At 39.6% G+C, this 285-nt stretch carries 1 protein-coding gene; it reads right to left on the bottom strand.

Going from position 1 to position 285, the window contains the following annotated elements; genetic code table 11:
* Positions 1-31: 31 nt before the first annotated feature.
* On the bottom strand, positions 32-285 hold a 254-nt coding region (locus FTW16_RS17950), incomplete at its 5' end, for an IS3 family transposase (RefSeq protein WP_146492025.1).

The following is a 285-nucleotide window of genomic DNA, read 5'->3' as shown; positions in this document are numbered from 1 at the left end:
TGAAGTGACCCCGTAAAGTTGGACATTTCTGTTAAGCGGCTTTCAAGGCCTGAGTTCGATATTCTATCGGAGTCAGGCCTTTTAGTTTCACTTTTATACGTTTGGTATTGTAGTACTCGATGTATTCTTTAATTTGCTCTATCAGAGCATCTGCATCTTCAAAGCTTTGGTTGTGATACATCTCTGTTTTGAGTAAAGCAAAAAAGTTTTCAGCAACCGCATTATCCAAGCAGTTACCTTTTCTCGACATGCTTTGTGTTAACCCACTCTCCGCTACCTTTTTCT

The sequence above is a fragment of the Vibrio sp. T20 genome (assembly GCF_007858795.1).
GTDB classification, from domain to species: Bacteria; Pseudomonadota; Gammaproteobacteria; order Enterobacterales; family Vibrionaceae; genus Vibrio; species Vibrio satsumensis.
The sequence above is the reverse complement of the archived record's forward strand: the minus strand, read 5'-3'. Positions and strand labels throughout refer to the sequence as shown.